Origin of the sequence: Corynebacterium sp. HMSC034H07, assembly GCF_001815175.1 — a bacterium.
In the GTDB taxonomy this organism is placed as follows: Bacteria; Actinomycetota; Actinomycetes; order Mycobacteriales; family Mycobacteriaceae; genus Corynebacterium; species Corynebacterium hiratae.
This window is the reverse complement of record NZ_KV819542.1, coordinates 180,295-205,537: the sequence shown is the minus strand read 5'-3', so window position 1 is coordinate 205,537 and position 25,243 is coordinate 180,295. Positions and strand designations below refer to the sequence as shown.

Below are 25,243 nucleotides of genomic sequence, written 5' to 3'. Positions count from 1 at the left end.
CATTTCCACGTCGGTGGCATCACCAGAAGCAGCAGGCGCCTCGGACTCAGCGTCCTCAGCGGGCTTGTCTGGGGTCTCGGCAGCCTTCTCGGAGGAATCCGCGGACTCCTCAGCAGCCGGTGCGGATTCGCCTTCGTCACCGATGATGGCGATGACTGCGCCCACGTCTACGGTGTCATCTTCCTCAGCCTTGATTTCGAGGATGGTGCCGGCGACCGGGGAGGGGATTTCGGTGTCGACCTTGTCGGTGGAGACCTCGAGCAACGGTTCGTCGACCTCGACGGTGTCACCGACGGATTTCAGCCACTGGGTAATCGTGCCTTCGGTTACGGATTCGCCCAGTTCGGGCATCACAACAGAGTGTGCCATAAGTGTTAAGACTCCTCGAAAGTTGGAATTAGTGAAACGCTAGTGTTTGATTCTACAGCGTGTTTATAAAAGGTGCGCACGGGTGGGGTGAATTAGGGAATCCTCCGCACGAAGTGGCTGAAGGTGGCCTCCGGTAGGCTAAAGAGCCATGTTCAACCCCTTCCGCCGCAACAGCTCCAAGTCCCAACTGCGCCCGCCCCGCGCACCGGGGGAGACCATTCGCGCAGAAGACGCCCAAGAGCTTCAAGCCTGGGCTCAGGGACGTGCCTTTATTGAGGCCTTTATTGAACCGGAGACCGTGGTCAACGAGATGTCTGTCGTTGTGGTGGATGAAAACGGCGCCTTCATCCGCCGTCGCATTGGTGGGCCCAAAGGCATCGACGCGGTGGCTAAGCTTCTGCGCTGCGATGTCTATGACGTCGAAGAGACTGGTTACCCCCAGCGCATGCGCGAGCGCATCGAGCGAGAGCGCATTCTGCGCAAGCGGGAGGAACAACGCGAGCGCCGTCAGCGGTTTGAACAGCGACAGCAGCAGAATGGCCAGGACGGCAATTAGAAGGGTGCTGCCTAGCCAGTAATGATGGTGGCGCCTGCCTTCTCAAGCTCTTCCAGAGCGGCGGCGCCGCGGGCCTCGTCGACAGGCGCGCAGTAATCCGCCAGCACACGCACCGTGAATCCCTCCGCAAGGGCGTCGGCAGCGGTGGCGCGCACGCAGTGATCGGTAGCGATGCCCACGATGTCCACGGCGGTGATGTCGTGCTCGCGCAGCCACTCTGCCAGGGGAACGCCGTCGGCCGCGCCTTCGAAACCGGAATACGCAGCGGTATATTCACCCTTCTTGAAATAGGCCTGGGCGGGCCCGATCGCTTCGTGCATCGCGGCGCCGAAGGAATCGGCCACGCAGTGCGCGGGCCAGGTATCAACGAAGTCTGGATTCTCGGAGAAGTGGGTACCCGGATCGATGTGCCAGTCCTGCGTGGCAACGACAGTGTCGTAGGAAGGCTGGAGGGCACCGATGCGATCGGCCACCTCATTTCCGCGCTCGGTGGCGAGGGCTCCGCCGGGGCAGAAGTCATGTTGGACGTCGACAATGATGAGTGCAGGTGTCATACGCGGCAATTCTATACGCTGGGAAACGATGAAAACACCGATTCCTTTTTATCTACAGAAGATCCTTGATGGCGTTCACGATCACGATTCCGGAGAAGTCGCGGACTATATCCCGGAGCTGGCTGCCGCAAACCCCGAGCAGCTGGGGGCTGCGCTGTGCTCTGTGACGGGCCACCTCTACAGCGCCGGTGACGCGGAGACCCGCTTTACCATTCAGTCCATTTCCAAGCCCTTCGTCTATGCCCTCGCTCTGAGCGAGTTCGGCCCTGACGCGGTGCGTGAGGTGGTAGGACTCGAGCCCTCGGGGCAGGCCTTCAATGAGTTATCCCTAGCCAAGGACCACCGCCCCCTGAACCCGATGATCAATGCCGGTGCCATCGTGGTCAATCAGCTGATTAATGGGGTGGAGTCGACCGTGGAGGACCGCGTGGAAAAGATCCGCGCCTTCATATCCCAGTTGGCGGGGCGCGAGGTGGACGTCGATAAGCGCCTGTGTGACTCGGAACTTGAGCACGCTGAGCGCAACCTGTCCCTGGCACATATGCTGCGCTCCTACGGCATCATCCAGGACGATGCCCACGACGCCGTGCTGTCCTATACCTCGCAGTGTGCTCTGTCGGTGGACGTGCGCGACCTCGCCGTCATGACCGCGACCCTGGCTAATGGTGGCCGCCAGCCGGTAACGGGGGAGAAGATTTTGGACGCCGACGTCTGCCGCATGACGCTGGCGGTGATGAGTTCCTGCGGCATGTACGACGGTGCTGGGCGCTGGATGGCGGAGGTGGGAATCCCCGCTAAGTCCGGCGTATCCGGAGGACTCATTGGAACGCTGCCGGGGCAGATCGGCGTGGCGACGTTCTCGCCGCGTCTCGATGAGCAGGGAAATAGCGTGCGCGGAACCGAAATCTTCCGCGAGCTCTCCTCGGACATGGGCCTGCACTTGATGTCCACGGAAAACCGCTTTGGTGTGCACCCAGTGCGCAGCGTCGACGAGGATGACGACACCGCGATTATCCGCCTACAAGGTCATATCAACTTCACCGCCACCGAAGCCATCCTCCACGAGCTGGAGGAGCGCCAGTTCTCCGGCAAGCGCTTGGCCTTGGACTTCTCCCAGGTCTCTGGCCTGCACAAGGTGGGCCGGCGCATGCTCAAGGAAGGACTGCGCCGGCTGCGTGAGGAAGGCAACGAGGTCGCGCTTGTCGACGACGACGGGCTCGTCACCGACCGCGCCATGTCCGACGGTACGGTCCTCCCATTGGCGGATAAGGAGGACTACGTCATCGCCGGCGAAGAGGTGTGAGCGGCCTAAAGCCGCTCACACGAGGGGCCGCATGGAAGCCGCTCTGATCTAGGCTTCGGCGATCTCGCGCAGCGCTGCCACCACGGTGCGCACCGGAACTCCGGTGGCGCGCTTCGGGGTGTAGCCGCGCGGGGCGGAACCGTTCCAAGAGGGGCCGGCGATATCGATGTGGGCCCACTCGATGCCCTCGCCCACGAACTGCTTGAGGTAGGTACCGGCGAACTCCATGCCGCCCTCGCGCTTCGCATTGATATTGCGGATGTCCGCGGCCTGGGACTTGATCTCCTCGTCGTGCTCTTCCAGCAGCGGCATAGCCCAGGCGTTCTCGCCCACCTCGCGGCCGATTTCGGCGAGGCGATCGCGGAAGACCTCGGAGCCCATGATGCCGGAGGTGCGCGAACCCAGCGCCACGATCTGTGCGCCGGTGAGTGTCGCGGTCTCAATGAGGTAATCGGGCTTATCCTCGCTGGCGCGCGCGATGGCGTCCGATAGCACGAGGCGGCCCTCGGCGTCGGTGTTGAGGACCTCGGAGGTCAGGCCGCCGTAGTGGGTAATGACATCGCCCGGGCGGGTGGCGCCAGAGCCCGGCATGTTCTCAGCCAGCGGCAGGGTAGCGGTGATCTGAACCGGCAGCTTCAGCTTGGCCGCCGCGATGATGGTGGCCGCCATCGCAGCGGAGCCACCCATATCCGAAATCATGTCCCACATGCCATTGCCTGGCTTGAGGGAGATACCGCCGGTATCGAAGGTAATGCCCTTACCTACAAGAGCCACGTGTTTCTTGGCCTTCTTGGGCTTCCAGCTCAGGCGCACCAGACGCGGCGGGCGGGCAGACCCCTTGCCTACCGCGAGGATGCCGCCGAAGCCCTGCTTCTCCAGCTGCTTTTCATCGAGCACCTCGACGTCAAGACCGGCTTCCTTTGCCTGGCCGGAAAGGAACGCGGCGTAGGACTCCGGGTAGAGCTCGTTGGCGGGGGCGTTCACGAGGTCGCGGGCAAGCAAGACAGACTCGGCCACGGTGCGGGCTGCCTCAAACTCCTCGGAGACAGACTTATCAGCCACCACCACGAAAGTGGCTGGTTGTTCCTTCTCCTCCAGTTCGGTGGAGCGAATGCCGCGATAAGCGTAGCCGCCGAGGATGAGACCCTCGACAGCAGCAGAAACACCGAAGTCCGCCAGGCTGGTCACGATGGTGCCCACGCCCGCGGTGGCGCGAGCGGCGCTGCCGGCGGCGCGGCGCAGGGCCTCGGCGTCGAGTTCCTCTACATCGCCCAAGCCCAGTGCAATGACCTGCGCAGCCCCTGCCTTCTGCGGGGCGGGAACCTTCACGATTTCCCCGGCCTTGCCCGTCGCGCCCACGGCCGCGAGAGCCTCGTACGTCGAGCGCAGTGCGGACGAGCTGAGAAGAGAGGTGCCCGGCACCTCGAGTCCCTCCTCGCCGGCGAAGGCGGCGATCAGCAGGGCATCTGCCTGCTTGGGGGCCTTCTTGGCCAGCTCAACGGTGGGGAAAGAGCCGCGTGCGGGCAGTTCGAACGTGGAAGAAGCCACGATGTCCTCCTTGAGAAAAGTGACAATGGGATACTCCTCACACACTACCCGTGTCTATGGTGTGGAACGTAGTGGGATTACAGTGAGATTACGGTGGGAGTGGGGTGGGGTGGCAGCGGGGCTTGTGGGCTCGCCGAGTGGACTCAAGGAGTGGTGATCTAGCTAGGGCATTTCTGCATCTCTATAGGGGGCTAAGGAGTACGCTGTAATCCATGTTGAATTACACCGTGACGCGAACTGAAAACCCCACCTCACCGGAGCGCCTGCAGGAGATTCTGGCGAACCCGGGGTTTGGTAAGTACTTCACCGACCACATGGTGACGATTGACTGGACTGAGGACAAGGGATGGCATGACGCGCAGGTACGCCCCTACGAGCCGTTTAGCATGGATCCGGCGTCCACCGTCTTCCACTATGGCCAGGCCATCTTCGAGGGCATCAAGGCCTACCGCCAGCCAGATGGCAGCATCGCCACCTTCCGCCCGGAGCAAAACGCGCAGCGTCTGCAGGCTTCCGCTGAGCGCATGGCTATGCCGCAGCTGCCGGAAGAGGAGTTCATCGAGTCCCTGCGCCAGCTTGTCGACATCGACCAGGCCTGGGTCCCCGAAGCCGGTGGCGAGGCAGCGCTGTACTTCCGCCCCTTCATGATCGCTACTGATGTGTCCCTGGGCGTGCACCCGGCGCACTCCTACCGCTATGTCGTCATCGCCTCCCCGGCAGGCGCGTACTTCACCGGCGGCATCAAGCCGGTGTCCGTCTGGCTATCCACTGACTTTGTTCGCGCTGCTCCCGGCGGCACGGGCGCGGCCAAGTTCGCCGGCAATTATGCGGCCTCACTGCTCGCCCAGGCGCAGGCCGCGGAAAAGGGCTGCGACCAGGTGGTATGGCTGGACGCCATCGACCGCACCTACATCGAGGAAATGGGCGGCATGAACCTGGCCTTTGTCTACGGCGAAGAGGGCAACCAAACCCTGGTGACCCCGGCGCTGTCGGGCTCACTGCTGCCGGGCATTACCCGCGCCTCGCTTCTGCAGGTTGCTGAGGACATGGGGCTGAAGGTCGAAGAGCGTCGCATCACCTACAAGGAGTGGGAGCAGGACGTTGCTTCCGGTGCCATGGTGGAGGCCTTTGCTTGCGGCACTGCGGCCGTTATTACCCCGGTGGGCCACGTCATGGGCGACGAGACCGACTTCCACATCAACAACGATGAGGCCGGCGCTACGACGATGGCTCTGCGCGAGCGCCTCACCGGCATCCAGCGCGGGTCCGTGGAGGATACCCACGGCTGGCTGCACACGCTGGTGGAGGCTTAGAGCGCAATTCGCTTAGGCAAGCTCGGCGGCCAGCTGCACCAGCGGCAAGGCCGCGAGCGCGCCGAGGGGGAAACCTTCGCTCAGGTTTAAATCAAGCAGTGGGGTTAGTCCCAGCTCTTTGAGAGCAAGCGCATACGCCGGTTCGGGGGTGGTCGTCCCTGCGCGCAGCCAGCCTCTCACGCCGGGCGCGGTGCGCTCGGCCAGGACGGCGGCGGTGGCGGCCAGGGGGCCGTCGATAAGCACTGGCGTTCGCCGCGCCGTGGCCTGCGCGATGAAACCCGCCAGCGCTGCGAGATTCGGGGAGCCGATGGTCTGCACGACCTCCCAGCCCTCCAGGTTGCGGGCGCGGAACATCGAGTCACGCACAACGCTCACGCGGGCCTTCCACATCGCATCCGTAATACCGCTGGCCAGAGTATTCGTCCCCACAATCGCCACCGGTTCGGTATGGGTAATCCGGCCCATGACGCTGGCGGCGACTGTGCTTGCGCCGATACCAAAATCAGACGTGATGAGCAGATCAGTGCCCGAATCGATCTCTCGGTCAGCCGTAGCCATGCCGAGTTCGATGTGTGACTCGCACTCTGCCGGGGACATAGCGGCAGAGGGGGCACCAGGCTCAGTGCTGGTGGACTCTGCGCTGCATTCGACGAAGTCGATGCCCGCTCCTGCCCGCTGCGCAGCGCTGAAGAGATTATCGCGCCACCGATCTGCATCGCTGAGGGAGTGCTCTGTGGCTTCTGCACCGTCGACAGTGGGTACAACGTTGGCATCAGCGCCCTCAAAGACGATGGCTCGGGGGCGCTGAAGGGGCTTCGCCTGCGGGGAATCCTGCGCTGCCGCCAACCACGCGGCAATTTCGGCTACGCGGTTTGGTTGAGCTGCGGTTGAAGGGCGCAGCTGGGGAACCGCGGTGAATTCAGGCATGTGTCCTCCGGTTTAGACGGTGGCTCCGCGCTCCACCTGCGGGCGCGGGGTGCGCCACTTACGCGGCTGGGAGGCGCGGGAGTACGCGTAGAAGCCTAGGCCAAAACCGGCCTCGGTGGTTCCGGGGAACTTCAGGCGCACGGCGTTGTTGCACTTGCGCGCGAGCCAGAAGCCCTCGACGGCAAAAACAACGATGATCGCCATTGCACCGATCGAGATGATCTGCGACAGGCGCGGGTCCCGGGTGCTGACAAACATGAGTACGAGCAGGACGATAACAAAGGGCATGACCCACTCGTTGATAAAACGGCGGGAATCTACCCAATCGCGCACATAGCGGCGGACCTCGCCCTTATCGCGGGCGAGCAAGTAGCGCTCGTCGCCAGCGGCCATGCGCTCCTGTGCCACCTTGTTACGTTCGCGGGACTCAGCGCGCTCCTTACGCTTATATTCCTTCCATTCCGCCTTGGACATGGAAGCCTTAAGCTCCTTGCGATGCTGGTAGCGTTGCGCGTCCGACATCCCCCGGGGATCACGCTTGACGCCGCGGGCGATTTCCTGCGCATCACGCTTGGGCGTGGGGCGGCCCTTCGGCGGCGTGTAGCCCTTGCGGTGCGGTTTCTCGGCGGCGGGTTGCTCTTCCGGCGCCGGGGATTGCTCGGCGGGGGAAGAAGTCTTGTCATCTTTTTGCCACGGAAGTTTCACGCTGTTTAGCGTACAAGGTCTAGCAGACATAACGGGAATAGGCCCGCGGGAGAGAGCGTTGTGGTTAGGGAACAGGACACCTGTGAACCACTAGTGAACTGTGAGGCATCCTTTCTTCCTCACCTGTGAGGGGGTAGGGTGGGCTCCAGAAAAATTCCGCATATATAAGAGGAGAAATCATGACCGCTCCCGCGTCTGCAACCGGAGTTATCCTGACCGAGGCCGCTGCCGCCAAGGCAAAGTCCCTGCTTGAGCAGGAAGGCCGCGACGATCTGTCACTGCGCATTGCTGTCCAGCCAGGCGGCTGCGCGGGTCTGCGCTACCAGCTCTACTTCGATGACCGCACCTTGGATGGTGACAAGGTGGACACCATTGGCGGCGTTAACCTCGTCGTAGACAAGATGTCTATCCCGTACCTCACCGGCGCCAAGATTGACTTCTCCGACACCATTGAGGCCCAGGGCTTTACCATCGATAACCCCAACGCTGGCGGCTCCTGCGCTTGCGGTGATTCCTTCAATTAAATTCAAGTAAAGTCACGTTGACAAAACGATGAAGCCCTCGTCCGCAGTGTGCGGCGAGGGCTCCGTCAGTTTTGTTGTTTGAACTAGAGCTTCACGGGGTAGTCGCGCTGCTCGATCTTCGGGTCGATGCGGTCTTCGACGAAGATGCCGTGCCAAATCATGAAGGACAGCACCGTCCACAAACGGCGTGAGTGATCGGATACACCGTCGCGGTGCTCCTTGAGCATCTCCAGAACTTCCTTCTTGTTGAAGATGTCCTCGGTCTGGGACTCGGTAATCTGATCCTGGGCCCAGCCGTAGAGCTCATCGCCGGCCAGCCAGTGGCGCATCGGAACCGGGAAGCCCAGCTTCTTGCGGTGCAGCACGTGCGGGGGAACGATCTGCTCCATGGCCTTGCGCAGCGCGTACTTGGTCGTCCCGTGCGAAATCTTGAGGTCGTAGGGGATAGTTTCCGCGACCTTAAACACTTCCTTGTCGAGGAAAGGAACGCGCAGCTCTAGGGAGTTGGCCATGTTCATCTTGTCGGCCTTGACCAAGATGTCGCCGCGCATCCACGTAAACAGGTCGAGGTGCTGCATGCGGGCTACCGGGTCGAAGTCCTGTGATTGCGCGTAGATTGGTGCGGTGACCTCGCGGTGATCCCACTCCGGCTTGGCCCAGGGGAGCACCCGCTGGAGCTGCTCGAAGTTAAAGGAACGTGCATTGCCGTAATAGCGCTCCTCCATGGTCATCGAACCGCGGTTGAGCAGGGACTTGCCCTTCATTCCTTCGGGGAGTACCTGTGAGAGCTTGCCCAGGCCGCGACGCAGCGGGGAGGGGATCTTCTCGAACGGAGCCAGGGAGAGAGGCTCCTTATAAATGGTATAGCCGCCGAAGAGCTCGTCCGCACCTTCGCCGGAGAGCACCACCTTGACGTGCTTGCGGGCTTCCTGGGCCACGAAGTACAGCGGAACGAGGGAAGGGTCCGCGACGGGGTTGTCCAGGTACCACATGATCTTCGGTACAGCGTCGGCATACTCGTCAGGGGAGACGATCTTGACGATGTGCTCCACACCGATCGCCGCGGCGGACTCGGCGGCGACATCCACCTCGGAGTAGCCCTCGCGCTCGAATCCCGTGGTGAAGGTGAGTAGGTCTGGGTTGTGGCGCTTGGCCAGAGCTGCGATGGCGGTGGAATCAATGCCACCGGAGAGGAAGGAGCCGACGGGGACGTCCGCACAAATGGGCTTCTCTACGCTATCCTCCAACGCCCGGGCGATCCTGTCGAAGAGCTGCTGCTCCTCGCCCTGCTTGACGGGTTGGATGGGGAAGCGGGGCTTAAAGTAGCGCTCCGATACAACTTCTTCGCCAGGGCGAAGCGTCACGGTGCAGCCAGACTCGACGCGGCGAATATTGGCGTGGAGGGACTCTGGCTCAGGCACGTACTGCAAGTCTACGTAGTGCTCGATGGCGCGCCTATCAAGGCTGAGGTCTAGACCGAGCGAGTCGGCCATCGAAAGGATGCACTTCATCTCCGAGGCGAAGACCGTGCCCTCCTTGGTGGTGGCGTAGTAGAGCGGCTTGATGCCGAACTGGTCGCGGGCGGCAAACATCGTGCGCGTTTCGGTATCCCAGATAACGAAGCCAAACATGCCACGCAGGTGCTCTACGACGTCCTTACCCCAGTGGTGATAGCCCACGACGATGGGCTCGCCGTCGCCCTCGGTGTTGAAGGTATAGCCGGCGGCACTGAGCTCTTCGCGGAGTTCTACGTAGTTATAGATTTCGCCGTTGAAGGTAAGGGCATAGCGCTCGGGGTTGTCCTCGGGGCCCCAGCGGAGCGGCTGATTGGAGTGTTCGAGGTCGATGATAGATAGGCGGTTAAAGCCAAAAGCCGCATCATCGTCGTGCCAGGTTCCGGCAGCGTCCGGGCCGCGGTGGCGCATGCACTGAAGAGACTGTCCAAGAGCTTCCAGGTGCTGGGCGGCGTTGCGATCGGCGCTCAGTAGCGCGCAGAGTCCGCACATAAGCTTGCTTCTCCTTATAGATCACGGTTTATCTCCGGAACACTTTACGGCCGCGGCTAAACGATCTGCGAACCCCGCGCCGCGTTCCCCGTTAGGGTGCGAACTTTCGGATGATGCAGGGGTGTGCGGCTTGTGAATTGGGTCATAGCCGGGAGGGGGAGGCTGGGGGAGCTGGCGTGATCTTGCGCAGGTGGGCCGGTAACATTCCGTACGGTCACTACTTATAGGGCAGGTCCAACGCCCAGACAGTCCAGCGAAAAGGCCTGAAAATCAGGCGGGATGCTCTATTCTGATTGGGTAGGAATGCTCTGTGAGTATTCGAGAAGTTTGTGTGCACAGAAAGGCAGAACACACGTGGGACAGCGTAAGCAGCGCAACCTCGGCCGTAAGGCAGGCCTAGCGGGCGTCATCGCTTTGGGCGGTCTAGCCCTTGCGGGTTGTGACGTCGCAGCGCCGACGGCAGTTGAGAACCTCCTAGGCATGGGTTGGCCGAAGGGTGTTACCCCTGAAGCGACCTCGATGTACAACTTCTGGATCTGGGTCTGGGTTGCTGCATGGATCATCGGTTTCATCATGTGGGGCCTGTTCCTCACCGCTATCTTCCGCTGGAATGCGAAGAAGGCTGAGAAGGCCGGCAAGGGCGAGTTCCCGAAGCAGCTGCAGTACAACGTGCCGCTGGAGATGGCTCTGACCATTATCCCGATTCTGATCATCATGGGTCTGTTCTTCTTCACTGTTCAGGCTCAGCAGAAGGTTACGGCGCTGGACAAGAACCCTGAGGTGACCGTGGACGTTACCGCCTTCCAGTGGAACTGGAAGTTCGGTTACGCCGAGAACAAGGTTGATGGCGAGAACTACGATGGCGCCGATGCTGAGCGTCAGAAGCTTGCCGAGGAATCCTCCCTCGACCCGGAGGGCACCCCGAACCCGAACCCGATTCACGGTAAGTCCACCGGTGACATCTCCTACCTCAACTTCAACAAGATTGAGACTGTTGGTACCACCGAAGAGGTTCCGGTTCTGGTTCTCCCGGTTGACACCCCGATCGAGTTCCGTCTCGCCTCCGGCGATGTTTCCCACTCCTTCTGGGTTCCGGAGTTCCTGTTTAAGCGCGATGCCTACGCGCACCCGGAGAACAACTCCCAGGAGCGTCGCTTCCAGGTAGAGAAGATTGAGGAAAAGGGCGCCTTCGTTGGTCGCTGTGCTGAGATGTGCGGTACCTACCACGCCATGATGAACTTTGAGATTCGCGTCGTTGACCGCGCAGACTTCAACGAGTACCTCAAGTTCCGTGAGGAGAACCCGCAGGCAACCAACGCCGAGGCTCTCGAGCACATCGGTGAAGAGCCCTACGCAGTTACCACCGCTCCGTTCAACTCTCTGCGCGACACCCGCGATGCCGACAACTTTGTCGACACCGCTGAAGCGGCATAAGAAAAGGAACTGATAGAAAATGCGTGCAACATCTAAGGTCTTTTATTCCATCGCGACCTACCTCTTCGTGTCGCTCATCGTCTACGTCATTGGCGTTAACTACGTCAAGGATGATGGCTACATGTACGGCACCGAGTGGGTCGGCATCGTGGGCTTGGTCCTCGCTATGCTGCTCTGCCTCATGCTGGGCGGCTACCTGCACTTCACTGATAACCGCTCCGACATCGCGCCGGAGGATTGGGAAGAGGCGGAGACTGAAGACGCAGCCGGTATCCTTGGCTTCTTCTCTCCGAGCTCCATCTGGCCGCTGTGCATGACCGGCTCCATCGCAGTGCTGGGTCTTGGCATCATCTTCCTCTACTTCTGGATGATTATCCTGGGCGCAGTCCTGCTCGTCACCTCCGTGACTGGCCTGTCCCTGCAGTATGGCCTTCCGAAGGAAAAGCACTAAGGCTTAACCTTTTCTGCCGCGCTTTCTAGCGTCACGACTTCTCACGCCTCCGCCACACCTCGTGGCGGAGGCTTTGTCGTTGAGAAGACTGCGTCGTAGTGCGTTGCGGAAAGTTCCCAAAAGGGAGAAAAAATTTCGATTTGGGTGGAGTGCTGGGGGAGCGGGTGGCTTGCCGAAAGTGTGTAACTCTAGGTCTGTGCTTAGAATTCCAGCACGTTAACGGCCATTTTTACGGGGGTCATCCGAAAGTTGCAGTCCTGCACTTTCGCCCGCGGGGGCGGGTGTGATTTATCTCATTGGCGTTGGTCCGACCGGTTTCGGATTGCGGGCAAAACGTACCTCTTCTTGACCTGTTGCTGGCTTCACAACTGGCGTTGCCAAGTCTCACTACCTGCAGGGATGGGGCGTCGTAAAGCGCGCTAAAAAGTTCCCGACTACTTCCGGGGAGCTCTGTGGTTCCTGCCTGGGGTGAAAACTGTGAAGGTCTAGGTCGTGGCCTCAAAAAAATCGGGGGGAAATGAGATGACTTATGCGGTCAGACCAGCCATACTGTTATGCGTGACGAGCGTAGTTTCTAACCAAGGTATGGCAGCACCACGTGTTGCCGCGCTGAACCGACCCAACATGGTCAGCGTCGGCACCATCGTGTTCCTGTCTCAGGAATTGATGTTCTTTGCTGGACTGTTCGCGATGTGGTTCACCTCGCGTGCGAACGGCCAGGAGGGTGACTGGGCAGAGCACACGGCGCACATCAACGTGCCCATGGGCTTCCTCATTACGAGTGTCCTGGTTCTTTCCTCCGTGACCTCTCAGTTCGGCGTGTTTGCAGCAGAAAGGGGTGACGTTTACAAGCTCCGACTCTGGTACTCGGTAACCATCGCGTTGGGTGTTGTCTTCTTGGGCATCATGGCGTTCGAGTGGACAGAGTTGATCATGGCAGGTGTCACTGTTCAGTCCAGCGTGTTCGGTTCGGTCTTCTACATTCTGACCGGCTTCCACGCGGCTCACGTGACTGCGGGTCTGATTTCCTTCGGAATCATCTTGGCGCGCATCGCCCGCTCCAAGTTCACGCCTGCACAGGCCACCGCGGCAATGGCAGTGTCTTACTACTGGCACTTCGTTGACGTTGTGTGGATCGGCGTGTTCGTAGTCATCTACCTAGTTCAGTAGGCCGTAGTCGCCGGAGAATATCCGGCCTACAGTCATTCATCTCCATGTACGAGTTATCTAAAGGAAAATGATGGATAACATCCAGCAGCCCGCCGCAGTGGAAGACACCACTGCCGCGGCTAAGAAGACCCGCCGTCGCCGCAAGGCGAAGCGCACGCTTGCTGGCGTCTTTGCACTGAGCATCGGGCTTACCGGCGCAGGAGTCTTGGCTTCCGCTCTGACCCCTGATGCGCAGGTGGCCACCGCCGCAAAGGATGACCAGGCACTCGTTCAAGAGGGCAAGGACATCTACGAAGTCGCGTGTATCACCTGCCACGGTGCGAACCTGCAGGGTATCCAGGACCGTGGTCCTTCCCTCGTTGGTATCGGTGCCGGCTCTGTGTACTTCCAGGTGCACTCCGGTCGTATGCCGATGATGTCGAACGACGCACAGGCTGAGCGCAAGACCCCGCGTTACACCGAGCAGCAGACCCTGGCGCTGGCTGCCTATGTTGCTGCCAACGGTGGCGGCGCTGACATCGTCTACGACGAGGATGGCTCCGTAGCGCAGGAGTCCTTGCGCGGCGCCAACTACAACGGCCAGATTCAGGCCGAGGACGTCGCCAAGGGCTCCGAGCTCTTCCGCATGAACTGCGCGTCCTGCCACAACTTCACCGGTAGGGGAGGCGCCCTTTCCTCCGGTAAGTTCGCTCCGCCGCTAGACCCGGCTAACGAGCAGGAGATCTACCAGGCGATGCTGACCGGCCCGCAGAACATGCCGAAGTTCTCCGACCGTCAGCTGACCGCAGATGAGAAGAAGGACATCATCGCCTACCTCAAGTCTGCGAAGGAAACCCCGTCTCCGGCTGGTTGGTCGCTCGGCGGCCTCGGCCCGGTGGCTGAGGGCCTGGCAATGTGGATCATCGGCATCAGCCTTCTGTGCGTTGCCGCTATGTGGATTGGATCTCGCTCATGAGCAACGTAAAGAAGAATTACTCTCGCAAAGAGCTCGATGCTATGAGCAACGACGAGCTCGCAGCCCTCGGTACCGAGCTGGACGATGTCACCGTTGCGTTCCGCAAGGAGCGCTTCCCGGTAGAGGGCGATCCCGCCGAGAAGCGTGCCGCTGCAAACGTCACCTTCTGGCTCATCATCTCCGTCCTGATGGGCATTGCCTTCCTGGCCGTCTACCTCTTCTGGCCGTGGGAGTACAAGATGCTGGGCGAGGACGGCATGTGGTGGCACACCCTCTACACGCCGTTGCTGGGCCTGACCTCTGGTCTGTGCATCTTGGGCTTGGGCTTTGCCATCGTTCAGTACGTCAAGAAGATCCTCCCCGAGGAGATCTCGGTTCAGCGCCGCCACGACGGTCCTTCCGATGAAGTCGACCGCCGCACGCTGACCGCACTGCTGAATGACTCGTGGAACACCTCGACCCTGGGTCGCCGTTCCACCATCAAGGGACTGCTTGGTGGTGCCAGCGTTCTGTTCGGCTTGACCGTGATTGCTCCGCTGGGTGGTGCCATCAACAACCCGTGGAAGAAGCGCCACGAGTTGAACTACATGGGTGACGGCACCCTGTGGACCTCCGGTTGGACCCTGCATGAGAAGGGCGTCAAGCTCTACCTCGCTCGCGATACCGGTACTATCGCCGAAATGCACGAAGGCGAGTCCGGCTCGCACTACAGCACCCGTGGCGTCACCCGCCTGGTGCGTGTGCGTCCGGAGGATCTGGCTGCAGGCGGTATGGAGACTGTCTTCCCGCTGGCTGCGGAGGATGTCAACGACGGTGCAGAGTACTCCGAGGACAAGGACGTCTACGAGAACCACATGCACTCGATCCACGGTAACCGCAACGCTGTGATGCTCATCCGCCTGCGCAACGATGATGCCAAGAAGGCTATCGAGCGCAAGGGTCAGGAAGACTTCCACTACGGCGATTACTACGCCTACTCCAAGATCTGTACCCACATTGGTTGCCCGACCTCGCTGTACGAGGCTCAGACCAACCGCATTCTCTGCCCGTGCCACCAGTCGCAGTTCGACGCGTTGCACTACGGTAAGCCGGTCTTCGGTCCGGCAGCCCGTGCACTGCCGCAGCTGCCGATTGACGTGGACGATGAGGGTTACCTCATTGCTAAGGGCAACTTCATTGAGCCCGTCGGACCTGCATTCTGGGAGCGTAAGTCATAATGAGTAACAAACTTGCACAGATGGGTAACAACATGGACGAGCGGTACTCCGCTGCCGGCGTCCTGCGTACCCAGCTCAACAAAGTCTTTCCCACTCACTGGTCCTTCATGCTCGGTGAGATGGCACTGTACAGCTTCATCATCCTGTTGCTGACCGGTATCTACCTCGCGCTGTTCTTCGACCCTTCAATTACGAAGGTCATCTACGACGGGGGATACACCCCGCTGAACGGCGTGGAGATGTCTCGCGCGTATGCAACGGCACTCGATATCTCCTTTGAGGTCCGCGGCGGCCTGTTTGTGCGCCAGATGCACCACTGGGCAGCACTCATGTTCATGATGTCCATGATTGCCCACATGCTGCGCATTTTCTTCACCGGCGCATTCCGTCGCCCGCGTGAGGCTAACTGGATTATCGGTTGCGCGCTTATCCTTCTGGGCATGGTCGAGGGCTTCCTCGGCTACTCCCTTCCGGATGACCTGCTCTCCGGTGTTGGTCTGCGAATTATGTCCGCCATCATCCTGGGTCTGCCGATCATCGGCACCTGGCTGCACTGGGCCATCTTCGGTGGCGACTTCCCGTCCGACCTCATGCTGGACCGTTTCTACATCCTGCACGTGCTGGTTATCCCGGGCATCATCCTGGGCCTTATCGCAGCACACCTCATCATGGTGTGGTTCCAGAAGCACACCCAGTTCCCTGGACCGGGTCGCGCTGAGAACAACGTCGTGGGTGTCCGTATTATGCCGGTCTTCGCCACCAAGGCAATCGGCATGGGCATGATGGTTGCCGGTGTCCTGGCGCTCATCTCCGGTCTGATGACGATTAACGCTATCTGGAACCTTGGCCCGTACAACCCGTCCCAGGTTTCCGCTGGTTCCCAGCCGGATATCTACATGCTGTGGACTGACGGTGTTGCTCGTGTCATGCCGGCATGGGAGCTCTACATCGGCAACTACACCATTCCGTCTGCGTTCTGGGTTGCACTGCTCTGTGGCCTGATGGTCGTTCTGCTCTTCGCCTACCCCTTCATTGAGAAGAAGCTGACGGGCGACGACGCTCACCACAACCTCCTGCAGCGCCCGCGTGACGTTCCGGTTCGCTCCGCTATCGGTGCAGCTGCCATCGTCTTCTTCCTGCTGGTTACGCTGTCTGGTGGTAATGACCACGTGGCACACTTCTTCCAGATCTCGCTGAATGCGATGACCTGGGTTGGCCGTATCGGTCTGATTGTCCTGCCGCCGATTGCATACTTCATGACCTACCGCATCTGCGTTGGTCTGCAGCGCTCCGACCGTGAGGTGCTTGAGCACGGTATCGAGACCGGTGTCATTAAGCAGCTGCCGAACGGTGCCTTCATCGAGGTTCACCAGCCGCTTGGTCCGGTGGACGAGCACGGCCACCCGGTTCCGCTCGAGTACGCCGGCGCTCCGGTTCCGAAGCAGCTCAACCAGCTTGGTCTGGCCGACTCCGAGACACAGGGCATCTTCTCTTCCGATGACTCCGCTATCGTCTCCCGAGTCAATGAAATTCGCCACGAGAACCACGCTGAGGAGGCGGAGATGTTCCGTCAGCTCAACGAGGCTAACCGCCGCGAAGACGAGGAGAATGGCCGCATCTAGCGCCATCACTCGCTGAAACACGCTCACAGAGCCCGTTCCTTTCTCCATCACACAGGAGAATAGGAACGGGCTTTTGCGTTCTCATTTCCTTTTGTCGCGGGGCTTCGAACCGGGCCCTTGGAGCCGGCCTGGTTCATTTGTTCATTTCGGAAGCTGAGCTAAGTCAGGAGGGCGTACTTGCACAAGGCATCTGACAAAAGGCATTTTTGGGTCTGAAGACGCCATCTGCCATGAGTAAATGGCGTTTTTAGCCGTCAAAACGCCTTATGACTGATGCCTTTTGCCAGACGCCTTTTGTCAGATGCCTCAGGCGTGTCAATAAAGGCTCCCAGACGTTGGGCGTTGGAGGAGCTCAAAGAAGGTAATCCGTTTCGCGAAGAGATGTGCAGTGCACTACGGAAAGGTCGTCGTGAACCGACCTGGGTCATGGGTGGGTGAGTAAACCTTGACGTCACTCTTTGCAGTATTGCCTGGTGTTGTTCGGCGGTGGGGCGGGATTTCTTCGGACTAAATTGGCCTAACTCAGGTTAGAGCTGTCTTGGTTGAAGAAGCATTAGACCCCGCCCCGAGTACGCTAGGTGAGCGCGAAGGGCGTCCCAGGGGAGTTCGTTAGATACAGCGTTCTTTCATGCCTAGGCCTCTAGAGCGTGTGCTTTAGAGTAGTTGTAAGGCCGTCTACGTACCCGCTGTCAGAGGAGCGGTCTGCGGGCGCCGAGCTGGGTGGGAGAGCGGGCTCGTAAGTTTGCGTTGCTTGCTCGTCAAGGTGTTAACCCGTAGTTAACCTCTTCTTGGTTTGTCTGATTTCCAGGAATCGAGGTGCGATACGGCGATGCGGAGTTCTCTCATTTGCTCGGGAGAGTGACGCGGTTGACATAAAACCGCAGGAGAGAACCACTTTGTTGCATGGTTTCAGGAGAGGGTAGTGGGTCAAATGGGGTCGATGTGACGGCGAGTTACACGAGTGTGATGAAGGTTACATCGTATACTTTTGGACGCTCTTTGGGGCTTTAGGTCGGTGTTAAGGTCTAGCGGTGTGAAGTGAAAACCCCTCTGGGTTATTGCAGGTGAGGGCAAGTATCTGCCTGTCGTGCTTGTGTAATGAACTGGGGTCGTTGGGCGCCGTGTCGTTTAGGTTTCCATTTGATAACGGGACGGTAACGAAGCCGGTTTTACGTTTCTGACTCGACATCGCTCGTGATGATTTCGTAACCTATTCGAGACATTGAGTTACCGCCACGGTGTACACATCACCGGTGCTCAATACGAACTGAAGATTTAAGCGCCGCGTCTGGCCCCTCCTAAACATCCGGGGGCCGAGCGGAGATGGCCCTACAGGAACGGGTCATCGTCGAACGCTAGGCCCGCCCTTGGGTCAGAGCTTTTGTTCGCGTCATGTGGAGAGTAGTCATATGGATTGCCTTCTCCTAGTGAGCGAAAGTAGGCGCGCAGGAAGATTTGGAGTTTAAATTCGTGGCTAAGCACCGTCGTCAGGGCAACCTGAACACCCGTCGCATCGCATCCACTGCTGCTGTTGCTGCTACCGCAGCTGTTACCGTCCCTGCCGCTGCTAATGCGGCTGAGGTTGTCGTCCCGGAGACCGATATCCGCTTCGAGGTTGCTGGTCTGGAGAACGTCCCGAATATCAAGCAGCTGCCGAACATTGACCGTTACATCCCGGCCTTCAAGGCTGATCAGGGCGCGGGTTACGCCGCTGCTGTGGAGGCTCCGGTAGCTGAGGCTCCGGCGCCGGCACCGGTTCAGTCCGTGGGCGAGAAGGTTCTCGAGGCTGCTCGCTCCGCCGTCGGTTCCCCGTACGTCTATGGTGCCAACGGCCCGAGCGCTTTTGACTGCTCTGGTCTGACCTCGTGGGCTTACCGCCAGGCTGGCGTGTCCATTCCGCGCACCTCCCAGGCGCAGGCTTCTGCGGGTACCCCGGTGTCCCTCGATGCCCTGCAGCCGGGCGACATCATCGTCTACTACTCCGGTGCATCCCACGTTGGTATCTACACCGGCCACGGCACCATCATTGACGCGCTGAACTCCGGCACCCCGGTCGGCGAGCGCTCCCTGAACTACATGCCGATTCACTCCGCTGTTCGCTTCTAAGCGAACCTGGCGGTTTGGCTAACCCCTTCCGCTGCTCTTGCCATGTTGATGGCGAGGGTGGGGAAGGGGTTCGGCTATTCTAGAAGCCGTTATGCTTTTCCTTGACTGAGGGTATAATTCAGTCATCTATTAACCTTCTCTTAGTTTCGGGGGTATTCATGTCGCGTCGTGGCATTGCGTGTGCCGTCGCTGCAATCGTTGTGGGTGCGGCTCCGGTGGTCGTCCTGTCGCCATCTGCAGTGGCTCAAGAGTTCCTCCAGGAGCAACCGCAAGAAGCGGCAGGGGAGCAGGCACCCGAGGATCTGAGCGATCTCATTGAGCGCATGGCGGACGTCGCCCAGCGGGTTTCTGCCAAGGGTGAGGAAGTCAAGGGGCTTGAGGATGAGCTCGCAGAATCGGAGAAGGAGATCGGCGAGCTGGAACGCAAGGCTGAGGAGGCGCAGCGCAATTCCGAAGACGCCTCCGTGGTTGTCGCTGAGCAACAGCAGCGGATCGATTCCCTGGCGCAATCGCGCTACCGCCGAAGCGCGGCAACGCCAGTGTCGGCAGCCCTTGATGCCAACGACGTAGCCAGTGCGGTCGAGCGCATGGGGTACCTGGGGGCTTTGACGAGGGCTGCCAAGCGTGAAGAGGAAGCCATGGTGGCTGCCGCCGCCGCGGCCGACGAGGCGCATCAGCAGGCAGTCGATGCTACTGAGGAAGCGCGCCTCAAGCGCGACGAGCTGCAGGCACAGCGCGATGCGGTTCTCAAGGAGCAGGCTGACCTGGAAGAGCAGCAGAAGGAGCTCGAAACCAAGGTTGATGGCTTGAGCCCCGAGGCGCGCCAGGCATGGGTTGAGCACTTTGGCGGCTCTGCCGACCTTGACCTAGCTGCGTTGGCCGATGGTTCGGGGTCCGCCGCTGTCCAAGCAGCACTCACCCGAATTGGCGCCCCGTATGGTTGGGGTGCAACGGGACCTGATGTGTTCGATTGCTCCGGCCTGATGGTGTGGAGCTATCAGCAGATGGGGAAGAGCATCCCGCGCACCTCGCAGGCGCAGATTGCCGGCGGCACCCCAGTACCGATCGATGAACTACAGCCCGGAGACATTGTGGGCTATTACGCCGGCATTACCCACGTGGGAATGTATATCGGCGACGGTCAGGTGGTTCACGCCTCCACCTATGGCGTTCCCGTGGCAGTGGTGCCGCTTCATTCCATGCCCGTTCAAGGCGCCGTCCGCTACTAGGCCATGGCGCGCACACTCCTAGTAACGAATGATTTCCCGCCCACCATCGGCGGGATTCAGTCTTATCTTCGAGATTTTCTGGCAACCCTCAACCCGGAGGACGTCGTCGTCTTCGCCTCGACCCAAGATGGTGACGCCGCCGCCGAGTATGACGCGACGCTGCCGTATACCGTGGTTCGCTGGCCACGCACCATCATGCTTCCGACACCAGCCACCGCGCGCCGGATGCAGAGTCTGATTCGTGAATACGATATCGAGACCGTGTGGTTTGGGGCGGCGGCCCCGCTTGCCCTTATGGCGTCGGCGGCCCGGGCGGCGGGCGCTCGCCGGATCGTTGCCACGACGCACGGTCACGAGGTGGGCTGGTCCATGCTTCCCATAGCCCGGCAGGCCCTGCGTCGCATTGGTCAGCATGCCGATGCCATCACGTATATCTCGGACTACACGCGTACCAGGTTGGAACCCGCGTTTGGTACCCATGCGCGTTGGGTCCACCTGCCTTCCGCGGTTAATCTGGATGACTTCACTCCGGCCACGGAGGGAGAAAAGCAGAGCGCGCGGGAGCACTTTGGACTCGGCCCGGGGCCCGTCATCGTGTGCATCTCCCGCTTGGTTCCCCGCAAAGGCCAGGACCAGCTCTTGCGGGCGATGCCGGCGGTACGGGCACGCTTCCCGGACGCCCAGGTACTCATCATTGGTCGGGGACGCTATGAGCAGACACTGCGCGAGCTAGCGCGTCTGTACTGCCCCGGCGCGATGTTGCAGGAGGCGCGGGGCACCGAAGAATTGCAGTTGGCGCTTCATGCTGCCGATGTGTTTGCCATGCCGGCGCGCACGCGGGGTGGGGGACTCGACGTCGAGGGCCTGGGCATCGTTTACCTAGAAGCACAAGCGGCGGGGTTGCCGGTCATTGCGGGCGACTCCGGTGGTGCACCGGAAACAGTAACGTCCGAGACTGGCATCGTTGTGCGCGGCTCCTCGGTTCCGGAGCTTGAGCAGGCCTTGTGCACGCTGCTTGGCGACGTCCCCAGGGCCCACCGCATGGGGGCGGCAGGGCGCCGTCACGTGGAGGAGCACTGGACGTGGGAAATCATGGGCGCACGATTGCGTGAGGTTCTGGAATGTGATCGTGGGCAGGCCGGGGTATATCCTACTAGTCATGTTTGAACACACTTCCTCCGCTGACGGTGGCCACAGCGGCCTCACCATCGGGTTCGATATTGGTGGAACCAACTTGCGGGCCGCGGTGATTAATCCCGCCGGAGAGATTGTGGATTCGACAAGCGTCCCCACGGCCAGGGAAGCGCAGGCACTCGAAGATGACATCGTGCGCTGCGTGGACAACTTGGCCGCATCCCATGATATCGAGGCCGTGGGCCTGGCCCTCGCGGGCTTTTTGGATCCCGAGTGTGAAGTCGTTCGTTTCGCCCCGCATTTGCCGTGGCGTAACGCCCCAGTACGCGAGATCCTCAGCAGGCGTTTGGACGTGCCGGTCCGCCTTGAGCATGACGCCAATTCAGCCGCGTGGGGCGAATGGCGCTTTGGCGCTGGGCGCGGTGCGAAAGAATGGGTTTTCTTTGCTGTGGGAACGGGCATTGGCGCCACGCTTTTTACTGAGGGAAAAATCTACCGAGGAGCTTTCGGCACCGCCCCCGAGTTCGGGCACCTTGTTGTGTCGCCGGGCGGGCGCCTCTGCCCCTGCGGCAAGCGCGGATGCTTAGAGCGCTACGCTTCCGGAACCGCTTTGCCGGACACCTGCGCAGAGCTGCGCGGCGAGTATGACACCACCTTGCCGGAGAATCCCTCCGGCGAGGAGATCACCGCAGCAGCTAGGCAGGGCGATCCGCTGGGGATAGCTGTCATGGAGAACTTCGGTCAGTGGCTCGGGCAAGGGTTGTCCATGGTGGCAGATGTGCTCGACCCAGAGCTCATCGTGATTGGCGGCGGGGTGTCCAAGGACGCGGATTTGTACCTCGATCAGGCGCGGGATGCCATGGCTCGGCAGATCGTCGGAGCCGGTCACAGGCCTTTGGCCCGAGTGGCAACCGCGAAGTTGGGTTCGGCGGCAGGTATGATCGGAGTCGCTGATCTCGCCCGCCAGGAGCACCGAGGTTAACACCGCACATTTTTCTTTCACCGAGCAGCGCCGCCTGCTCGGCACACACAGATAGGACTATAAGCGATGCGAAACAAGTGGTACTGGGCCTTTAAGCACATTTTTTTCGGCCCGGCCCTTCGAGTGTGGAACCGCCCTTGGTCCGAAGGCATGGATCGCATCCCGGAGTCTGGTCCGGCAATCTTGGCATCCTCCCATCAAGCGGTGATGGACTCCTTCTACTTCCCGCTGTTGTGCCCGCGGCAGATCACCTTCTTGGCAAAGAGTGAGTACTTCACCACCCCCGGTTTCGTTGGCCGCCTGCAAAAGTGGTTCTTTAGCTCCGTGGGGCAGGTGCCGATCGATCGCGTCAACAAGGATGCCGGGGACGCGATGCTGGTGAGCGCACAAAAAATTCTGGGCCGCGGGGATCTCTTCGGAATTTACCCGGAGGGGACTCGTTCGCCCGATGGGCGCATCTACAAGGGGCGCACCGGTATGGCCCGCATCGCGCTAACCACCGGTGAGACAGTAATACCGATCGCCATGCTCAACACCCGGAAGGCTAATCCAATCGGTTCGTGGGTTCCGCGTCCGGTGCGCGTCGGCATGCGCGTTGGCGAACCCATCGACCCCCACGCATGGGCCGCTGAGCGCAACCTTGATCCGCAGGATCACGCCACCGTGCGTGCTTTCACGGACTACGTGATGAAGCAGTTGTCTGAGCTGTCCGGTGAGCCGTACGTCGACGTCTATGCCTCCGACGTGAAGGCGTCCCTGCAAGCTGGGCACGGCTACCCGGAAGGGGCCGAGCCCAGTTCGGAGGCGCGGTAGTCAGTGACTTCCTCCCCGTCTCAACGCTTAGCGTGGCCTGATGTAGCAAAAGGGATTTCCATCCTGGGCGTCGTGCTGTTGCACATCACGCTTACGGTTCCAGAATCGAAGGACACGTGGTTGGCCGCTTTCAACGTGTGGCTCGACCCACTGCGCCTGCCCCTGTTCTTTTTGGTGAGCGGGTTCTTCGCGCATAAGGTTTTTCGCTTTAGCTTCGCAGAACTCTTTACTCGCCGCCTGTGGTACTTCCTTGTTCCTTATGTGGTGTGGATGCTGGTTGAACAGCAGACCAAGCGCGTGGAGTACCACTGGGTATTCGGGGATCCCGTTTTCGATTTCAGCCAGATGACGGCCAGCCTGCTCGTGGGCCATTCCATGGCGTGGTTCCTGCATTCACTGATTCTGTTTAATCTTTTTCTGTGGTGCGTACGCAAGCTCCCCGGGTGGGCGGCGCTAGCGCTGAGTTTTAGCCCTATTCTGTTCATCGCATGGCAGGCACAGTTCACCTCGATCGCGAAGGCCATTATGTTCCTTCCTGTCTTTGTCGCCGCTGCTTGTTTCCGGGATGCAATCTCCGCCTTCGCTTCCGCTATCGAGGCTCCCTTCAAAGGCGAGTGGGATTACCGGAGCTTTTGGGCGTATTCCGGCATGGTTGGGGCCTACGCCATCGGGTTCTTTATCCGCCGCACGTGGGATAGCTACGCTGGGGCCGTCGAGGTCACGTGGTTGTTGCCAGGCACGGAGGCGCTGGTGAGAGATGACGTCCATATCCTCGTGCGCATGGTAGAGCAGTTCTTCGAGGTTCCGGTGGGAATTGCGGTGGCGGTGGCCGTGTCCTATATACCGGTCCTATCCACCGGACTGCGGTTCATCGGTTCCCACACGCTGCCCATCTACCTTGGCCACCCCATTGGCCTTACCGTCCTCTATGGCTACCCCATGGCGCTCAACCCGCGCGAGGTAAGCCTGGCAGGCCAGTGGCCGTTGGAAAATACCTGGTTCTGGCTCAGCATGTGCTTTGTTTATTGCGCGATTGCGTCGTTGGTCCTGTGGGCCTTGGGCAAGGTGCCCGTTGCGGGCTGGACGCTGAAGCCGCCGCCGATCGGCGCGAGTAGGAGAACCGAGGAACCGCCCTCGGCAGGCTTGAGCTTGAGCCAGAAACTCACTGCGACAAGGAGCACCACGACAAAGAAATAGTCGTTACCTAGAGCCTGCTGCCACCAGGACCACTCCAGTTCCAGCTGCTCGCCGTGGGGGACAAGCCAGTGGCCGCGGGCTAGCAGCACGAACCACGTGAGGCCTGCGAGGAACCAGCAGCGGCGCGCGGTGAGGTAGACCGCGGCTAGGCACAGCCACGTGAAATGGTGGGACCATGAGACCGGGGAGCACAGCAGCGCCGCCGTGGAGGCCAGTAACACGAGTTCTATCTCTGAGGACGTGTGCTCCATGACCCACCACAAGACTGCGACGATGAGAGCGCAGCCAATCAACCACAGGCCCGATGCTTCCTCAGGACTAACGCGGCTGAGCAAGCCCCGGAGGGATTGGTTGCTGGAATAGGACAGCGTACCGATTCGGGAGGAGTCCCGGAGGGTGTCAGTCCAGTACGCCGCAGAGCTTGCAGGGGAGGCGAGGTAGCCCACCACACCGCAGGCGATGAAGGCACCTATCGCCGTGGCGAGGGCACGCCAGTCGCGGCGAACGAAAAAGACCGCGAGGAAGACCGCCGGGGTGAGCTTGATCGCCATAGCAATGCCGGTCAGCACACCTCGCCACGGGGAGCGTGGTCTGAGCAGCAGGCAGTCGACAACGACGGCCGCGGTCAGCAGGAGATTCACTTGGCCGAAGCTGAAATTCTCGGTAATCGGTTCGGTGAGTGCGCAGGCGAGCAGCGCCCACGTGGCCCACCAGTCGGGGCGGTCAACGTCGCAGCACCGCGAGATAACGGCGTAGAGACATGCCCAGAGCGCACCGAGCGACGCCGCAGTAAGAAGGAGAGATAGCGGCCACAGCGGCATCCACGACACCAAGGCAAAGAGCGCTGCAGCAAAAGGCGGGTAAGTAAAAGGCAGCGACACTCCGTTGCCGAGAATGTAGCTTTGGGCGTAGAGATTCTCCCCGCGGAGCAGGGCCTGCCCTCCCTCTCGGTAGACATCGAGGTCAACGTGGTAAAACGGCACAATTCCCCCGCTGTTTAGTGACGGCGCAAGATGGATAGTCCACGGCGCCGTTGCCAGCCCCACCAGAAGGAGAGGAAGGAGGGACGAGGAGAGAGCTTTCTTCACGCAGCTGAGTATAGGCCCCCAGTGGCACAGCTCCTCTAGG

General features: G+C 60.6%; 22 protein-coding genes and 1 pseudogene. 16 read left to right on the top strand and 7 right to left on the bottom strand.

The window, feature by feature from the left end:
• On the bottom strand, positions 1-369 hold a 369-nt coding region (locus HMPREF3009_RS12060; protein ID WP_304441151.1), incomplete at its 3' end, for a biotin/lipoyl-containing protein.
• Between the two features lie 148 nt (positions 370-517).
• Between HMPREF3009_RS12060 and HMPREF3009_RS12055 the strand changes: the two genes are divergently transcribed.
• Positions 518-925: an oxidoreductase gene (locus HMPREF3009_RS12055; protein ID WP_070512383.1), complete on the top strand. Its 408-nt coding sequence runs from the start codon at positions 518-520 to the stop codon at positions 923-925.
• An 11-nt stretch (positions 926-936) separates the two neighbouring features.
• Here HMPREF3009_RS12055 and HMPREF3009_RS12050 read toward each other — a convergent pair whose 3' ends face one another.
• Positions 937-1,479 carry an isochorismatase family protein gene (locus HMPREF3009_RS12050; RefSeq protein ID WP_070515796.1) on the bottom strand — a complete coding sequence of 181 codons (543 nt, stop codon included), beginning with the start codon at positions 1,477-1,479 and terminating at the stop codon, positions 937-939.
• A gap of 28 nt (positions 1,480-1,507) precedes the next feature.
• Here HMPREF3009_RS12050 and HMPREF3009_RS12045 point away from each other — a divergent pair, with 28 nt between their 5' ends.
• Positions 1,508-2,782: a glutaminase gene (locus tag HMPREF3009_RS12045; protein ID WP_046647935.1), complete on the top strand. Its 1,275-nt coding sequence runs from the start codon at positions 1,508-1,510 to the stop codon at positions 2,780-2,782.
• A gap of 48 nt (positions 2,783-2,830) precedes the next feature.
• Here HMPREF3009_RS12045 and HMPREF3009_RS12040 read toward each other — a convergent pair whose 3' ends face one another.
• Positions 2,831-4,330, bottom strand: a complete 1,500-nt coding sequence (locus tag HMPREF3009_RS12040) for a leucyl aminopeptidase (RefSeq protein ID WP_070682171.1) — start codon at positions 4,328-4,330, stop codon at positions 2,831-2,833.
• A gap of 212 nt (positions 4,331-4,542) precedes the next feature.
• Between HMPREF3009_RS12040 and HMPREF3009_RS12035 the strand changes: the two genes are divergently transcribed.
• The gene (locus HMPREF3009_RS12035) at positions 4,543-5,643 is read left to right on the top strand and encodes a branched-chain amino acid aminotransferase (protein ID WP_070682159.1); all 1,101 of its coding nucleotides are present in this window, start codon (positions 4,543-4,545) and stop codon (positions 5,641-5,643) included.
• Between the two features lie 12 nt (positions 5,644-5,655).
• On the opposite strand, the gene HMPREF3009_RS12030 is transcribed toward HMPREF3009_RS12035, so the two are convergent.
• Both HMPREF3009_RS12030 and HMPREF3009_RS12025 read right to left on the bottom strand, forming a co-directional pair.
• Entirely contained in the window at positions 5,656-6,570 is a 915-nt protein-coding gene (locus tag HMPREF3009_RS12030; RefSeq protein WP_070515791.1) for a nicotinate-nucleotide--dimethylbenzimidazole phosphoribosyltransferase, read from the bottom strand.
• A gap of 12 nt (positions 6,571-6,582) precedes the next feature.
• On the bottom strand, positions 6,583-7,275 hold the full coding sequence (locus HMPREF3009_RS12025) for a DUF3043 domain-containing protein (RefSeq protein WP_070682156.1): 693 nt from the start codon (positions 7,273-7,275) through the stop codon (positions 6,583-6,585).
• Between the two features lie 179 nt (positions 7,276-7,454).
• On the opposite strand from HMPREF3009_RS12025, the gene HMPREF3009_RS12020 reads away from it, so the two are divergent.
• On the top strand, positions 7,455-7,799 hold the full coding sequence (locus HMPREF3009_RS12020) for a HesB/IscA family protein (RefSeq protein ID WP_070512402.1): 345 nt from the start codon (positions 7,455-7,457) through the stop codon (positions 7,797-7,799).
• Between the two features lie 83 nt (positions 7,800-7,882).
• Here the strand turns inward: HMPREF3009_RS12020 and asnB are convergent, their stop codons facing one another.
• Positions 7,883-9,805 (bottom strand): asparagine synthase (glutamine-hydrolyzing), encoded by a 1,923-nt coding sequence (gene asnB / locus HMPREF3009_RS12015; protein ID WP_070682153.1) that lies wholly within the window; start codon positions 9,803-9,805, stop codon positions 7,883-7,885.
• 354 nt (positions 9,806-10,159) lie between these two features.
• Here asnB and HMPREF3009_RS12010 point away from each other — a divergent pair, with 354 nt between their 5' ends.
• The 12 genes and pseudogenes from HMPREF3009_RS12010 to HMPREF3009_RS11955 form a co-directional block, all read left to right on the top strand.
• Complete coding sequence (locus tag HMPREF3009_RS12010) at positions 10,160-11,239, top strand: aa3-type cytochrome oxidase subunit II (protein WP_070682150.1); 1,080 nt, start codon at positions 10,160-10,162, stop codon at positions 11,237-11,239.
• Positions 11,240-11,258: 19 nt separating this feature from the next.
• Positions 11,259-11,690: an aa3-type cytochrome oxidase subunit IV gene (locus HMPREF3009_RS12005; RefSeq protein ID WP_046647941.1), complete on the top strand. Its 432-nt coding sequence runs from the start codon at positions 11,259-11,261 to the stop codon at positions 11,688-11,690.
• A gap of 585 nt (positions 11,691-12,275) precedes the next feature.
• Positions 12,276-12,860 carry an aa3-type cytochrome oxidase subunit III gene (locus HMPREF3009_RS12000; protein WP_198531141.1) on the top strand — a complete coding sequence of 195 codons (585 nt, stop codon included), beginning with the start codon at positions 12,276-12,278 and terminating at the stop codon, positions 12,858-12,860.
• Positions 12,861-12,927: 67 nt separating this feature from the next.
• Positions 12,928-13,815 carry a cytochrome bc1 complex diheme cytochrome c subunit gene (locus HMPREF3009_RS11995; protein ID WP_029159009.1) on the top strand — a complete coding sequence of 296 codons (888 nt, stop codon included), beginning with the start codon at positions 12,928-12,930 and terminating at the stop codon, positions 13,813-13,815.
• The gene (locus HMPREF3009_RS11990) at positions 13,812-15,032 is read left to right on the top strand and encodes a cytochrome bc1 complex Rieske iron-sulfur subunit (RefSeq protein ID WP_070682147.1); all 1,221 of its coding nucleotides are present in this window, start codon (positions 13,812-13,814) and stop codon (positions 15,030-15,032) included. The genes HMPREF3009_RS11995 and HMPREF3009_RS11990 overlap by 4 nt, the downstream gene beginning before the upstream one ends.
• On the top strand, positions 15,032-16,654 hold the full coding sequence (locus tag HMPREF3009_RS11985) for a cytochrome bc1 complex cytochrome b subunit (RefSeq protein ID WP_046647943.1): 1,623 nt from the start codon (positions 15,032-15,034) through the stop codon (positions 16,652-16,654). The genes HMPREF3009_RS11990 and HMPREF3009_RS11985 overlap by 1 nt, the downstream gene beginning before the upstream one ends.
• Positions 16,655-18,124: 1,470 nt before the next feature.
• Positions 18,125-18,760 carry a C40 family peptidase gene (locus HMPREF3009_RS11980; protein ID WP_046648126.1) on the top strand — a complete coding sequence of 212 codons (636 nt, stop codon included), beginning with the start codon at positions 18,125-18,127 and terminating at the stop codon, positions 18,758-18,760.
• A gap of 158 nt (positions 18,761-18,918) precedes the next feature.
• The gene (locus HMPREF3009_RS11975; protein WP_046647944.1) at positions 18,919-19,989 is read left to right on the top strand and encodes a C40 family peptidase; all 1,071 of its coding nucleotides are present in this window, start codon (positions 18,919-18,921) and stop codon (positions 19,987-19,989) included.
• Between the two features lie 3 nt (positions 19,990-19,992).
• Complete coding sequence (locus HMPREF3009_RS11970) at positions 19,993-21,156, top strand: glycosyltransferase family 4 protein (protein ID WP_070682144.1); 1,164 nt, start codon at positions 19,993-19,995, stop codon at positions 21,154-21,156.
• Positions 21,149-22,105 (top strand): ROK family protein, encoded by a 957-nt coding sequence (locus HMPREF3009_RS11965; protein WP_046647946.1) that lies wholly within the window; start codon positions 21,149-21,151, stop codon positions 22,103-22,105. The genes HMPREF3009_RS11970 and HMPREF3009_RS11965 overlap by 8 nt, the downstream gene beginning before the upstream one ends.
• A gap of 66 nt (positions 22,106-22,171) precedes the next feature.
• Positions 22,172-22,918 (top strand): lysophospholipid acyltransferase family protein, encoded by a 747-nt coding sequence (locus HMPREF3009_RS11960; protein ID WP_046647947.1) that lies wholly within the window; start codon positions 22,172-22,174, stop codon positions 22,916-22,918.
• A 3-nt stretch (positions 22,919-22,921) separates the two neighbouring features.
• Positions 22,922-23,908: pseudogene (locus HMPREF3009_RS11955) on the top strand (acyltransferase family protein); the annotation flags it as partial.
• Between the two features lie 32 nt (positions 23,909-23,940).
• On the opposite strand, the gene HMPREF3009_RS13990 reads toward HMPREF3009_RS11955, so the two are convergent.
• Positions 23,941-25,203, bottom strand: coding sequence for a glycosyltransferase family 87 protein (locus HMPREF3009_RS13990; protein WP_369816122.1), 1,263 nt, complete (start codon positions 25,201-25,203; stop codon positions 23,941-23,943).
• Positions 25,204-25,243 lie beyond the last annotated feature (40 nt).